This window comes from Acetobacterium sp. K1/6 (assembly GCF_034438075.1).
In the GTDB taxonomy this organism is placed as follows: domain Bacteria; phylum Bacillota; class Clostridia; order Eubacteriales; family Eubacteriaceae; genus Acetobacterium; species Acetobacterium carbinolicum.
In genome coordinates this window covers 20,221-35,098 of sequence record NZ_JAXQGA010000013.1, presented here as the reverse complement: position 1 = coordinate 35,098, position 14,878 = coordinate 20,221, and the positions used below count along the sequence as shown (strand labels likewise).

At 44.3% G+C, this 14,878-nt stretch carries 11 protein-coding genes and 1 other annotated feature; of the genes, 4 read left to right on the top strand and 7 right to left on the bottom strand.

What is annotated here, in order from left to right; translation table 11 throughout:
- Positions 1–20 precede the first annotated feature (20 nt).
- Both U2P91_RS12155 and ileS read right to left on the bottom strand, forming a co-directional pair.
- Entirely contained in the window at positions 21–1,781 is a 1,761-nt protein-coding gene (locus U2P91_RS12155) for a flagellinolysin (RefSeq protein ID WP_162624545.1), read from the bottom strand.
- A gap of 252 nt (positions 1,782–2,033) precedes the next feature.
- A complete protein-coding gene (gene ileS / locus U2P91_RS12150) occupies positions 2,034–5,132 on the bottom strand; it encodes an isoleucine--tRNA ligase (protein ID WP_111889059.1) in 3,099 nt (1,032 codons plus the stop codon).
- A 186-nt stretch (positions 5,133–5,318) separates the two neighbouring features.
- Positions 5,319–5,544 (bottom strand) — a binding site (T-box leader).
- Positions 5,545–5,770: 226 nt separating this feature from the next.
- Here ileS and U2P91_RS12145 point away from each other — a divergent pair.
- Together U2P91_RS12145 and U2P91_RS12140 are read left to right on the top strand one after the other, a co-directional pair.
- Complete coding sequence (locus U2P91_RS12145) at positions 5,771–6,355, top strand: hypothetical protein (protein ID WP_111889058.1); 585 nt, start codon at positions 5,771–5,773, stop codon at positions 6,353–6,355.
- A 129-nt stretch (positions 6,356–6,484) separates the two neighbouring features.
- Positions 6,485–6,979: an ECF transporter S component gene (locus U2P91_RS12140; protein ID WP_111889057.1), complete on the top strand. Its 495-nt coding sequence runs from the start codon at positions 6,485–6,487 to the stop codon at positions 6,977–6,979.
- A 209-nt stretch (positions 6,980–7,188) separates the two neighbouring features.
- Here the strand turns inward: U2P91_RS12140 and U2P91_RS12135 are convergent, their stop codons facing one another.
- Positions 7,189–7,662, bottom strand: a complete 474-nt coding sequence (locus U2P91_RS12135; RefSeq protein ID WP_111889056.1) for a gamma carbonic anhydrase family protein — start codon at positions 7,660–7,662, stop codon at positions 7,189–7,191.
- Between the two features lie 126 nt (positions 7,663–7,788).
- Between U2P91_RS12135 and U2P91_RS12130 the strand changes: the two genes are divergently transcribed.
- Entirely contained in the window at positions 7,789–9,693 is a 1,905-nt protein-coding gene (locus U2P91_RS12130) for an ABC-F family ATP-binding cassette domain-containing protein (protein WP_111889055.1), read from the top strand.
- A gap of 66 nt (positions 9,694–9,759) precedes the next feature.
- On the top strand, positions 9,760–10,521 hold the full coding sequence (locus U2P91_RS12125; protein ID WP_111889054.1) for an exodeoxyribonuclease III: 762 nt from the start codon (positions 9,760–9,762) through the stop codon (positions 10,519–10,521).
- A 183-nt stretch (positions 10,522–10,704) separates the two neighbouring features.
- Here U2P91_RS12125 and U2P91_RS12120 read toward each other — a convergent pair whose 3' ends face one another.
- The 4 genes from U2P91_RS12120 to U2P91_RS12105 form a co-directional block, all read right to left on the bottom strand.
- Positions 10,705–12,186, bottom strand: coding sequence for a UDP-N-acetylmuramoyl-L-alanyl-D-glutamate--2,6-diaminopimelate ligase (locus tag U2P91_RS12120; RefSeq protein WP_111889053.1), 1,482 nt, complete (start codon positions 12,184–12,186; stop codon positions 10,705–10,707).
- 181 nt (positions 12,187–12,367) lie between these two features.
- Positions 12,368–13,063, bottom strand: coding sequence for a DUF1638 domain-containing protein (locus tag U2P91_RS12115; protein WP_111889052.1), 696 nt, complete (start codon positions 13,061–13,063; stop codon positions 12,368–12,370).
- Positions 13,064–13,085: 22 nt separating this feature from the next.
- Positions 13,086–13,790: a GntR family transcriptional regulator gene (locus tag U2P91_RS12110; RefSeq protein WP_111889051.1), complete on the bottom strand. Its 705-nt coding sequence runs from the start codon at positions 13,788–13,790 to the stop codon at positions 13,086–13,088.
- Positions 13,791–13,817: 27 nt separating this feature from the next.
- Positions 13,818–14,468 carry a cobalamin B12-binding domain-containing protein gene (locus tag U2P91_RS12105; protein WP_111889050.1) on the bottom strand — a complete coding sequence of 217 codons (651 nt, stop codon included), beginning with the start codon at positions 14,466–14,468 and terminating at the stop codon, positions 13,818–13,820.
- Between the last annotated feature and the right edge of the window lie 410 nt (positions 14,469–14,878).

The window sequence follows — 14,878 nt, the reverse complement described above, 5'->3', positions numbered from 1 at the left end:
TTTTAAGCTAATCAGCTACTTTAGGCTAATAGCTGCAAGACACTCTGTGGTTGCTGATTAGCCTGAGATAGCATTGCCTGGGCCGCTTGCTGCAGGATATTGTTTTTGGTAAAATTCATCATTTCCTTGGCCATATCCACATCCCGGATCCGGGATTCTGATGAGCTTAAGTTTTCTGATGCTGATTCCAGATTTCTGGTGGTATGCTCCAATCGGTTCTGGTAGGCACCCAATCGGGAACGCTCGGCAGAAACTCGGGAAATCGCCGAATCACAAGAACTAATGGCATTGTTTGCCAATGTATAACTATCCACCTTTAAACTGGAAATGCCCAGTGCCGCTGCCCGCATATCGCTCGTGAGCAACTCCATGGATTGCCCCGTATTGGCACCGATTTGAATAGCAAATGACTTGCCAACTGAAGATGCCAGATCCGGCCAGGTAATGTTAAAACCGCTCATCGGTTGATTGACTTCTGATGCACTGGCTCCGCCTGTTTCCGGCATGATCGATTCGGCCGTTTTTGCGGTACCGGCAGCAGCATCTGAACCGGTGGCTGAACCGGTATCGACTTCATTTCCGGCATCTAATACAACACCGGTTGTCGCACCCAAACTGCCCGTTGTTACATTTGCTTTAAACTGAGCGATCCAAGTCGAGGTGCTGTCAAAACTCAGTCCAGCATGTGTCGCCTTTACCGATGCCAAAGCCTGATCAAGATTATGCGTCGGATTTGCAGCCAGATAAGTGGTTACTTCTCTAATGCCGGTTGCCCCACCATTAAGGCGTATCTGCTTATCCAGATACCGCGTCGCTAAATAGGCTGATGCATAGTCATTGGAATTTCCATCCCAGGCCCCATAAGAGCCGTCGCCGATATTTGACACCACATTTTCTATACTGCCCAATAATGCAATGCCCGATTTAAGCCGCTCGTCGCCACCATGGGTAAACTCCGCGATCCCCTCATTAAACCAGATTGGTAAATCTCCAAAATTCATCGTCGACATCATCACCGCATGAGTAATCTCATGGGCAATCACCCGATCCACATATTGGGGTGCCGTCCCCCCATCGATAGTATCGGTGGGTTGGGAATAAGCCAAATTAATCTTTAACGACAGATTTGATCCTTGCCCAGTAATACCAGGGGTTCCTACCATATTAGCGGGGTCCGAGGTAAAACTGCCTTGAACATAGGCCGCATAGCTGCTGGACGGATCATTAATAATTTCCACACTCATATTAATCCCACTGGCCGTTAAGCCATAGCTACTCGTTACGAGATCTTCCGCTTCTTCTAGCCACCACTTTTTAAGACTGGAAACCAGATTCAGCTGATCTGACGCACTGACCGAGGCATTGCCCTGATTGAGCAGCTTCATGGTATTAAATTCGGTGTCATTGCCTATCCGGTCAACTTCCTTGGTCAGTTGATTAATCTCGTTTTGAATGGCTTCCCGGTCTTCCACAGCATTGACATCATTGGCCGCCTGCACCGACAGCTCCCGCATCCGCTGGATTAGGGAGTGCGTTTCGCTCAAAGCCCCTTCAGCGGTTTGGATTAGTGAGATGGCATCTCTGGCATTATTGCCAGCCTGATCCAGCCCTCGGATCTGTCCCCTCATTTTTTCAGAAATAGCCAGTCCCGCCGCATTATCCCCGGCCCGGTTGATACTCTGCCCGGAAGATAATTTTTCCAGAGACTTGCTGACATTATTACTATTATTTGTTAATTGACGATAATTATTGATTGCCATGATATTATGGTTAATTCTCATTTGGTCACCTCCTTCCACGCTAAATCTACCAGGTCATCATGATCAGATAAAAATACGAAGCGAACTTGCTTAAGTGACAATACTTACTAAACACCAATATTCAACATTCGCATTTCAATATATATCGGTCAAAACGGAGACAACCATTAGTTTTTTTAGTAATTTTTTAACATTTGCTAAACATTTCTTTTTTTTGTTTTTCTTCTCTCCATTTTCATAAAAAAACGACGGTACCAGCGCACCGTCATTTATTTATTTCTTTATAAGCTCAATCCTTGTATCATGTCCGTTCAGACTAAACACTTCCCCCACACCGGCTTTGATGGTGATCGTATCCGCCAGGGTTTCGGTTTTAATAAAATCAGTAAAGATCTCAATGGCCCGATCCATTTGTGCATCACTGCTATAGCTAATGTCGATGCGGTCCATGACTTCGTAGCCGCTTGACTTTCGTAGTTGTTGAATGCGAGAGACAAATTCCCGGGCACAGCCTTCATCGAGCAAATCCTGATTTAAGCTGGTATCGAGAATGATAAACTTGTTGTTAAACATCTGCACATTAAAGCCTTCTTTAGCGGAAATTCGAATGTCAATGAAATCTTTGCGCAGTTCAAGGCTTTGTCCATCCAGCTCAATTACAAAGCTGCCATCGGCTTCAAGCTTGGCTACCACCTCACTGGCGGGTGCCGATGCCAGTGCCTTGCCCAACAGCTTGACATTTTTGCCGAGCACCGGGCCGGCCACCTTAAAGTCCGGTTTTAGGGCATAGTTCATAAAATCACCCAAATTTTCTTCAAAGACGACCTGTTTAATATTTAATTCTTCTTCGATCAGGACACATAAATCGCCCAGCGTTTCCCGGTATTTACCATCCACAATAATTTTAGACAAGGGTTGTCGCACCTTGATCTGGGCTTCTTCGCGGGCCCCCCGACCAAGGCTGACCAGTTCTCTGACCAGATCCATCGGTTCTTCAATGGCATCCTGTATCAGCTCTTCATTGGCGGTGGGATAATCGGCCAGGTGGACAGAGATACCATCAGTCAGTTTTTGGTACAGTTCTTCGGTGATATAAGGCGCAAAGGGGGCACAAAGGCGAACCACGCCTTCTAATACTTCCCAGGTGGTGTTGTAAACCGCTTTTTTATCTTCCGTCAGTTCGGTTCCCCAGAAGCGGCGGCGATTGCGGCGGATGTACCAGTTAGATAAATCTTCATTGACAAAGTTCTGGATTTTTTTGACTGCTTTGGTTAAATCAAAGACTTCCATTTCTTCCCTAACTTCTTTAACCAGTCGGTTATATTTAGACAGAATCCAGGCATCGATTTCCGGACGCTTGGCATAGGGCACAAAAAACGCTCTTGGGTCAATGTTATCGGTGTTGGCATAAAGGGCAAAGAAATGATAGGTATTTTTCAGGGTGTTAAAGAACTTGCTTTGCACCTCTTTGATTCCCTTAACATCAAAACGGGTCGGAGTCCAGGCTGGTGATACATAAAGCAGATACCAACGCAGCGCATCAGCCCCGTATTCAGCAAACATTTCTAAGGGATCAACACTATTGCCCTTTGTTTTCGACATTTTCTGTCCTTCAGCATCAAGAATCAGGTCATTGACCAATACTTTTTTATAGGGTGCTTTTCCGGTTACAAAGGAGGAAATTGCCAGTAATGAATAAAACCAGCCGCGGGTCTGGTCAATCCCTTCACAAATGAAATCAGCCGGGAATTGTTCTTCCCACAACTCTTTATTTTCAAAGGGGTAGTGATACTGGGCAAAGGGCATCGAGCCGGAATCAAACCAGCAGTCAATGACATCTTTGACCCGGGTCATTGTTTTGCCACAATCGGGACAGGTGAAATGGACATCGTCGACGTAAGGGCGGTGCAGCTCAATGCTTTCATCGATGTTTTCAACAGCCCGCTCGACTAATTCTTTGCGGGAACCGACGGTTTCCAGCTTACCGCATTCCTCACAGCGCCAGACTGGCAGCGGTGTACCCCAGTAGCGGCTGCGGGAAATCGCCCAGTCGTTAAGGTTTTCCAGCCAGTTACCGAAGCGTTTTTCGCCAACAAAATCCGGGTACCATTCGACGCCATTATTGTTTTCAATCAAACGGTCCTTAATCTTGGTCATTTCCAGATACCAGCTTGGTTTGGCATAATAGAGCAAAGGGGTTTTACAGCGCCAGCAATGGGGATAGTTATGGGTGACTTTTTCTTTTTTAAACAGTTTTCCTTCAGCCTTCAGCCATTTAATAATATCCAGATCGGCATCGATGACAAATTGTCCCTTCCAGGGGGTGTCGGTGTATTTTCCGTCCTCGGCCACTGGCTGCAACACCGGCAGGTTGTACTGACGACCAACCTTGTAGTCATCTTCCCCAAAGGCGGGAGCGATATGAACAATCCCGGTACCGTCTTCGGTGGTGACATAATCGGCACAGGTGACAAAAAAGGCTTTTTTATCGGGAACCACGAACGGCATCAGCTGTTCATACTCAACGTATTCCAGCGCCGAGCCCTTCATTTCTTCCAGAATCTCGTAGTCTTCACCCAATAACTTGGGTGCTAAAACCTTGGCGCAGATATAAACTTCATCATTGCTGCGGGCTTTAATGTAGTCGGCATCGGGATGAACGGCCAGGGCGACATTGGCCGCCAATGTCCAGGGGGTGGTGGTCCACACCAAAAAGTATTCGTTGGCATCGCTTCGTTTAAATGCGGCCACAACGGTATTACTTTTTATTTCCTGATAACCCTGGGCAACCTCGTGCGATGCCAGACCGGTACCGCAACGGGGACAATAAGGCATGATCTTGTGACCTTCATAAAGAAAGCCTTCTTTATTGAACTTATCCAGAATCCACCAGACGGTTTCAATATAATTATTATCCAACGTAATGTAAGGATCTTCCATATCGATGAAATAACCCATTTTGCGGCTCATTTCTTTCCATTGGCTTTCATAATTAAAGACCGATTCCTTACATTTTTCGTTGAACTTATCGATGCCGTAAGCTTCAATTTCCAGTTTGCTGGAAAGACCCAACTGTTTTTCCACTTCGATTTCCACCGGTAGGCCATGAGTGTCCCAACCGCCTTTACGAATGACCCGATAACCATCCATGACCTTGTATTTACAGACCGTATCTTTTAGGGTTCGGGCCAGCACGTGATGAATCCCGGGCCGACCATTTGCAGTTGGGGGCCCTTCATAAAAGACAAAATTTTCTTGTCCTTCCCGATTATCAATGGTTTTCTGCAAAAGATTCATGGCTTCCCATTGCTTAGAGATCACGTCTTCTCTTTCGCCGATTTTTCCTTCTATTAATGTTTTGAACTGTGCCAAATTTCTACCTCCATAAAGTCTCTTTCCTTGAATTAAATGATTTAAGTTGACGGTGTTGTAAGCGCATGTTTTGAATTAAATACCCAAACTATGCGCTTATCTCGTTGCTTTGATAAAATAAAAGCTCGCGCGTAAATGTGCTAAACGGTGCTAATCAACAAATACAAAAAACGCCCCCTGAAAAATCCAAGGGACGAAAAATCGCGGTACCACCCAAGTTGGCAGAAAACTGCCCACTCTATGAATTTAACGGTTCCCCGGAATTTCCTACTCTGATTTAACCAACGGTTAACCAGTCTTCAAAAATTCTGTTCAAAGGTGATCTCTCTGAGGTGTCTTTTAATAATCTTTCACCAAAATGATTATCTCTCTGTTAAAGCATTCCCCACAGCGTCCTTATCTTCACATTTATATTCTTCATTTCTATTTATATCGATAAAAGCGTAAAAGATTTCTTTTATATTCTATCCAATATCCTTAATAAAATCAAGTTTTTTGAAATCTTTATTCTAAAATTTAAGAATCTCGGTTATAATGCTAATAAGCACTCAATCGGTAATCAGGTAATTAAGAAAGCCCGTTAGCTTTCGTTATCGTTTCTCGATTGCCTGCCAATTGCATTTAAAAAGGAGTTATTTATGAAAATACGTTATGTCCTTCTTTCGCTTTTACTCATTGGCGTTCTTATCACTGGTGCCGCCCTGCTGATGCCAAAGCTGATAAACGATGAAGAAACAGCGACTAAAGAAACCAATACCACGACAACAACTAAGCAGCCGGAACCTATAAAGAACAACGAACCAGACACAACAGCAACAACCGCCATCGTCGTACCTGAAGAAATGCAAACCGTTATTGAGGAAAATAATGAAGAAATTTATGTTGATGAAGCCGGTCTTCTCGCTGGCAATTATCCCAGCCAAATGGTACCTCTCTATGGTGTAACCAGTCTTTCTCAGTCTCATCAGATTACCGGTGTATCCGGACAGCCGGGCTGGAAAACGTCTTATGTTTCTGACTATTCCACCGACGAAATCCTTGTTTTCTATCAGAACTTGCTAACGAGTGCCCCGGATTATTCTGAGGAAGTGGTTTCAGCAACAACCAACCTCAAGGGAACCGTCAGCGGTTATACGATCAGCATTTCAATTTCACCCAACAACCCGGACAAAACGGATCTCCCGGGGAACAGTGCCGTTAATATCTTTATTGAACAGGTCTGATGGGTTCAGATTTTTCAAAAAATCGACGAATTCAAGCCCTTGTTTTTTAAAACAACTATGAGATAATTTTATACTAAGTCGACTGTTTATCGTTGGCTTAGTATTTTTTTAGAATTGAGGTACTTAAAGATGAATGACCAAACCAAAAAAATCACCTACACGGCATTAATGATGGCACTCACTTTTGTGATGACATCCCTTGTGAAGATCCCTCTTCCCACGGGCTATATTCATCCCGGTGATGGTGCAGTTCTTTTATCCGCTTTTATTTTAGGTCCCTGGGGCGGCCTGATTGCCGCTGGAATCGGATCGGCCAGTGCTGACTATTTCGGGGGCTACGGGGCCTATGTGCTGCCCACCTTTATTGCCAAAGGCTCAATGGCCTTTATTTTCGGTTACCTGATGAAACGTTTTCCCGAAAAGAATTTGCTGTTCTTCGCTTTTCCCGCCGTCATTGCCATGACTGCTGTTTATTTCGTTTCTGAAGTAATCATGTACGGCAACGTTGCCGGCCCTTTGGTGAACCTGCCCTTTAGTGTACTGCAAGGCCTGGTGGGAATTGTGCTAGTCACCATTCTCTACAAACCACTGGAACGCTTTCGCCTTAACCCCGTCAAGTTTTAGCAACCTCAAAGACCCTGGGGTCTTTGAGGTTAGTGATAAACTACCGTACCGACCAATTGTTAATCTGTTGTTCGCCGCGGAATCGGACAGGCTCTGCCGTGTCCGCTCCGATGCGCACAACATGATGTAACAATTGTCGGTACTGGGTTATTTTTTTTATAACCTCAGACCCTTGGGTCTTTTTTAGTTGCACCGTGTTTGCAGGCAGTTTACATATAGCCCTTCATCGTATCGAGGTATTCTTCGGCGTTGTCCCGGATGCTCTGAATTTCTTCGGGTTTCAGGGCTCTGACAACTTTCGCCGGGCTGCCCATAATTAAAGAATTGGGCGGGAATACCTTTCCCTGGGTCACCAGTGAACCGGCTCCAACAATCGAGTTGTCACCAATTTTTGCGCCATTTAAAATGATGGCACCCATACCGACTAAGACATTATCACCAATTTCGCAGCCGTGAATCGTGGCATTATGGCCGATGCTAACCCCTGCCCCGATGACAGTGGGATAACCCGAGGCCACGTGAACCACCGTACCATCCTGAATATTGGTCCGATCACCAATGGTGATGCTATCGACATCACCCCGAATGACCGCTTGGAACCATACTGAGATAAAATCCCCAAGTTTTACTTTTCCTACAACATCTGCACTTTTTGCTATAAAAATGGTTTTACCCAACATCATTTTGTACACCCCACCTTAATTTGTTACTACATAATACTATTTTCAGGACTTTTTGTAAAGTTTTTCCATGATTCCTTCCCATTTATGTTAAACTATTAGCAAAATGAAAACACAAAGGACAAGTCAATGAATATTGCCAGTATTGAAAATCTTAAAAAAACATATGGGGTTAAAACCCTATTTAACCATATCTCATTTTCCATTGCCGACACCGATAAAATCGGGGTGATTGGCGTCAATGGATCGGGAAAAACCTCAATGTTGCGAATTATTGGAAACCTCGATAGCCCGGATGCCGGGGAGGTTAAATTTTTCGGATCCCAGCGGGTTGAAATTCTTTCCCAGGACCCCGATCTTGACCCCGATACCACCGTGCTTTCTCAGGTTTTTTCAGCTAATTCGCCGGAAATGAACCTGGTCCGGGATTATGAGTCTACCCTGGCCGCATTGGATATCTCGCCGGAGGAGGTGTCGCTCCAAAAGCGGCTGATGTCTTTATCCCAACGCATCGATGACGAAAATCTCTGGAATCTGAAATCCCAGGTCGAAACGATCCTCTCACAACTGGGCATTCATGACTATCATAAACAAATTGGTCAGCTTTCCGGGGGACAGCGCAAGCGGGTGGCGATGGCCTCAGCCCTGCTGACACCCTGTGATCTGCTGATTCTCGATGAGCCCACCAATCATCTCGACAATGATACTATTGCCTGGCTTGAAAACTATCTACTAAACCGTAGAGGGGCGCTGCTGATGGTCACCCATGACCGCTATTTTCTGGATCGGGTCGTAACCAAAACCATCGAACTCGATATGGGCAACCTTTATGAATACACCGGAAATTATTCCGACTTTTTAGAACAGAAAGCCAACCGTCGGGAAGCCCAAACCGCGATTGAAGAGAAACGTCAAAACCTCTATCGTCGCGAACTGGCCTGGATCCGCCGCGGTGCCCGAGCCCGCACCACCAAACAAAAAGCCAGAATTCAACGCTTTGAAGAAATCAAAGAACGGGCCACTGATCTTTCTGAGAACCAGATGGAAATCTCGGTCGGTTTTTCCCGTCTTGGTAAAAAGGTCATTGAAATCGAGCATTTGAGTAAATCTTTTGGTGCTGGAAAAATCATCGACGATTTTTCGATGATCCTGGGGCCCAGCGAACGGATTGGAATCATCGGGAAAAACGGTTATGGCAAATCCACCTTACTTAATTTGTTATCCGGAAAACTACAGCCCGATCGTGGCACCATCATTCTGGGCGACACCGTCAAACTCGGTTATTTTTCTCAGGAATCTGAAGATATGGATCTAAGTCTGCGGGCTATTGATTATATTCGGCAGAAAGCCGAAGTGATGGAAAATTCCCGGGGCGAAATTGTCACCGCAGCTCAGATGATGGAACTATTTCTTTTTGATAAAAACAGCCAATGGGTTTATATATCCGAGCTTTCCGGCGGCGAACGACGGCGGCTCTACCTGTTGGGGATCTTAATGATGGCTCCCAATGTGCTGCTTTTTGATGAACCTACCAATGATCTGGATATTGACACCCTGACCATTCTGGAAGCCTACCTGGACGAGTTTCAAGGATCAATGCTGACCGTTTCTCATGACCGTTATTTTCTTGATCGCACCTGCGAACAGATTTTTTCCTTTGACGGTCACGGTCATATTACTACCCAAACCGGCAATTATTCGGATTATATCAGTAAACATCCGCTAAGCGGACTGGGTAACCGGGAAGACGCCCCGAATCAAACGGTTAAAAAACCCGAACAGCCCCCGCTTGAAAAACCTAAAACCCGCAAGCCCGGTCTGACCTACAAGGAAAAACGGGAGCAGGAAACCCTCCTGCAGGATCTGGAAAGCAAAGATCAGCGGCTGGATTTTGTCACCCAGAAGCTGACGGAAATAACTAAGGACTACACCGTCCTGCAGGAACTGGCAGAAGAAAAAGCGATTCTGGAAGAAGAATTATTAGAAATCATGGATCGTCTGGAAACCCTTGAAAGTCTGGAAAAAGGGGAGTAATTTGATGGCCCTGGTTTGAAAATAACCGGTTTAATAATTAAATTTAATAAAATAGGAAGGTAACATATGAAAATTATCTCGTGGAACGTTAACGGCATTCGGGCGGTAGAAAAAAAAGGGTTTCTAACCTTTATTTTAGAAACCAATCCTGATATTCTTTGCATTCAGGAAACGAAAGCTCACGACCATCAGCTAGAAGACAATTTGCTTAACATCCCCGGCTATTTTGCCTATTTTCACTCCGGTGAAAAAAAAGGTTACAGCGGTACCGCGGTTTATTACAAAACAAAGCCGCTGGCCATCCGCACCGGTTTATCTGACGCTGCTTTTAACAACGAGGGCCGCACCATTATTATGGAATACCCGGATTTTATCCTTTATAATGTCTATTTCCCCAATGGCCAGAAAGATGAGCAGCGGCTTGCTTTCAAGATGGATTTCAACCGCTGTCTTCAAGATGATATAAAAGAACTCCTGGCCGCCGGCAAAAACGTCATCGTCTGTGGTGATATCAACATTGCCCATCGGGAAGTCGATTTGAAAAATCCCAAGGAAAATTCCAAGCGCTCTGGCTTCCTGCCCGAAGAACGAGCCTGGATTGATGATTTCCTTAGCATCGGCATGGTTGACAGTTGGCGGGTGCAACACCCCGAAACAATCAAATACAGCTGGTGGTCCTACCGCTTCAATGCCCGGGCCAACAACGCCGGATGGCGGATTGATTCTTTCTTTGTTTCTGAACGCTTCATGCCCCAGGTTGCGTGCACCGACATCTTAGACACGGTAATGGGCTCCGATCATTGCCCGATCGTTTTAACCCTAAAATGATAAAAAGCTCCCGATAACTCTAAACATAATGCTAACGCAGTACCGACAATTATTAATCTGATTGTACGCATCGGGGCGGACATGGCAGCGCCTGTCCGATCCCGCAGCGAACCACAGCTTAAAATTGGTCGGTACGGTAGCTCGCCGACAACCTAAAAAGCACCCGATGGGTGCTTTTTTTTGTTAAGCTTTCAGTTTTAACCGGGCGACGGCTTCTCTGGCCGTGTCCCATTCATTATAATAAAGCGTTTCATCTTTCATGATTTCCTGCTTTTCATGGCCTTTTCCAGCCAACACCAGTACATCTCCCGGCTGACATAGCGATGCCCCATAATAGACGCCTTCATGGCGGTGTTCCACAGTAGCGTATTGATCAGTTTTCTCACGGACGCCCGCAACCACAGCGCCGATGATGTCCATAGGATTTTCGCTGGCTGGATTGTCCGAAGTTACCACGACCATATCGGCATTTGCGCCGGCGATCCGGCCCATGATCGGCCGTTTTTCCTTGTCCCGATCGCCATTACAGCCAAAGACCAGGACAATCCGCCCCTTAAATATTTTTCGTACCGACTGGAGCAGTTTTTCCAGAGAATCCGGAGAGTGGGCATAATCGATAATGACATCAAAGGGGGCCTCAACTTCCAGAATTTCCATCCGGCCTTCTACTCCCGGCATTGTTGCCAGTGCTTTCCGGATCACTCCCATTGGCACCCCTTCCGCCACTGCGGCAATAATGGCGGCCATGGCGTTATAAACCATAAACTCACCGGGGATATTTAAAAATAATTGCTCTTCTGAATCTGGTGTAACGAGCGTAAATTTCGTTCCTTTGGGTCCAAAGATCAGGTCTCTGGCAAAATAATCATGAGCCGGATTTAAGCCGTAGGTGATCACCGGTAGTGCTGATTTTTCACCCAACAATTCACACAACTTACGGCCCCAGGTGTCATCGCCATTGATGATATTGGCTTTTTTTACCTGAAAAAAAAGTTTCGCTTTGGCCGCAAAATAATTCTCAAAGGTTTTATGATAATCTAAATGATCCTGGGTCAGATTGGTGAAAATGCCATAATCAAAATCGACTCCATTGACCCGATCGAGGGCCAGACCATGGGAAGAGACTTCCATAAATAAGTGAGAACAGCCCCGATCCTTCATTTCTTTAATAATCTCCTGAACTTCCAGGGATTCCGGGGTGGTTCGTCCCCGATTGTCAATTACCTGATCCCCGATCAGATTATTAATGGTCCCAATCAAACCACATTTTTTTCCCTGCGTTTCAAAAATATGTTTAAGCATATAGGTCAAGGAAGTTTTCCCATTGGTTCCGGTAATGCCAGTGACCACCATGGATTCCGAAGGTTTTTCATAAAAACAGCTCCCCAAGATTCCCAGGGCATAGCGGGAATCTTTTACTTTTATGTACACGATATCTGGTTGATAGTCAGTCAGATCGTCCTGGTGGACCACGGCACGAGCGCCCTGACTAATGGCATTGCCAATGTACTGATGGCCGTTTGTTACATAGCCGGGTATCGCTACAAACAGGCTATCTGCCACGGCTTCCCGGGAATTGTAGCAAATTTTTTTTATATCACAATCAGGCTGATTGTTTCTAATCTCAATTATTTTTAGTTCATTTAACAGTTGTTCCAGTTTCATTGCTTTTCCTCTCTTTTAAAAACTGATTTAAAACCCTTTTGTTATTATACCGTTTCCCAATTTATCTGTCTATATTTGTGTTTGACTGCTATTATTTTCTCTATTAAGATTCAATAAAAAAAGAGATACTTTTTTAGTATCTCCCGCGAAAATAAACGTCATTTTGAGCCCTGTGCATTTTTCACATTTTAAATGTATTTGCACAGGATGCCACCATACATTCCACCCCAAAATCATCCTTGGTAACTTTAGTTCCTGCTTCAATCACCGCCACCCGATGATCCCAGTTAAGGGAAAGAAACATTTCCAGCAGTCCCACATCCCCCTGGGTGATAATAAAATCCAATTTCAGAACCTGGCTTAAATGTCTGGCGCAGTGCGTCCAATTCTCCAGATTATAAGCACCGGAATCAATCATCATTAGGGTTTTATAATTCTTAAACATAATTTCCATAATCACTTCTGCCCGTTTAGGACCATACTTATTAATGGCATAATGATATTCTTCTTTTAAAGATTTTTTCCCCATCATCCACCCTTTGGTAATAAAATAGGTTTCCCCCCGGATGGATTTGAGTTTATCTTTATTGTGGAGCAGCATTTGAATGCAATCTTCAGCGCGTAACAAGGCCAGCCTGGCGTGGTCACTTTGCAATCCAATCAGTGCTTTTCCGCAGTTTCCGTAACCCAAAAGGATCATATCGTAGTCCTGATGGTTATCGATCTCTTTTTGTAGTTCTAAGTTTAGCACATCCGGGTTGTTATGAAGTTCTGCACTCATCCAAATGGTATCATAATTAATGTCGGTATTCTTCATCGCTAAGCTCATCTCATCCTGAATCATCCCACATGCAATTAATAAGATACTCTTTTTCATTCTATACCTCAGTTATTCATAACTAATCGAAGGAGGCAACTGCCTCCAACCCGGAATCATCACCCGTAAAGTACATAAGTCCCCATCCAATGGGGTGATCTTTTTCATCCAGTAACTTTTGTTCCACCACTAAAACCGGATCACCGTCCATGATATCAAGCACCTGACTGACTTCTCCTTTTGCGGCCATTGCTCGAATTTTGAGCTTTTTACTCATCGCAAAAATGGAGTTCTTTTTTGCTACCATCTCGGGAAATGTAGCATAACGAATCTCTTTTTCGACAATCGGAATACCCCGATAATAAGGAATATATTTGACATCAAAGGCCTTAACCACCCCATCGCTGACAAAGACCCGTTTCACCACAATGACGTGTTTATTTTCCGGAATTTCCAGATTGAAACCCACTTCATAACTGGGTTTCACCACATTTACTTCAATCAGCCGGATTTCCTCGCCTTTTTTTTCAGTTGTCATCATTTCGTCAAAATGAAGTGTATACGAATCCAGATTAGGCTCACAAACATAGTTGCCTTTACCCGGAATGGAGTAGATATAACCCTCATTGACAAGAACAGCTAGCCCTTTTCTGACTGTCATTCGACTGACATTAAACTCTTCGCAAAGAAGATTTTCTGATTGTATGGCATCACCCGGTTTTATTTCTTCACTGGTTATTCTATGTTTTATTGCATCAACTATTTTTAAATATTCGGGGGATCCCATTTTTCTACCACCTTGGTCTATTTATCATTATTTTTTTTGCCCGTTTTTTTCGATCATCCACAATTTGCATTTTTCGACACCGGTCATTACATCTTTGGTTGCAAAATCTGCGCCGACAATCTGTGCTGCTTTTTCATCAATGACGGCACCGCCGATAATCACGCGATAATTATCACGGATTCCCCGGTTGACCAATTCGCAAACAACCGCTCGCATTTCGTAAATGGTTTCTTGTTGCATCCCGCTCATTCCGATAATATCGGGCTTGGCGGTTTCAATGGCGGCGATGACCTGATAAAGGGAAGCATCGGTTCCTAAATCAATGAGTTCAAATCCCGCGGTTCTGGCAAATGACCCAAAAATATTTTTACCGATATCATGGCAATCCCCAGATACTGAAAAAAGTAGCAATCTGCCGATTTTATTTTTAGGCGTTACCTTCGTAACTTCCTTCAGCTCTTCCAGTTCCATCACTTCCTGAAAAATAATCCCGGCAAAAATTAAATCAGCGATAAAATAGTCACTGGTTTCATATAGCTTACCCACCCGCTCCATTCCGGTTTGCAGCCAATCAAAAATATCAATCGGTTTAAACCCTTTTCGAAGAGCAATTCGAACGAGCTCCAGGGTTCGATCTTCATATAATCCTTCAATGGATCTTACAATGCTATGTTTCATAATTTAAGTTTCACTCCCTCAAAGGTGTAGATTTAATATCACTGCCATGTTCGGTCGCCATGCCTTATCTTAATGATCACACCTGGAATTACAGATCTGCAATTTCTACAATTCTTTTAATTATAACCTAAATTGTTTTTTTTGATAATAGTATAATTAAAATAAATCTTATATTTTTACGATTTAAAGTTTAGCGGCCTTTGCTCTTCAAAATTGAAGTGCAAAAACCAATAAAAGCACCTGAACAAATGCCCAAAACAAACATTTTCAATCGTGGCGCTGTGGTCCGGTTCTTTTAGAAACCCTTTTTATGGCTTCGCTAATTTCTGCCGGGATCAAAAATTATTAGACGTTTTCCACCTTCAACATTTTCCGATTCTCTTGAAATCGTTTGTCGAAATTATACCATA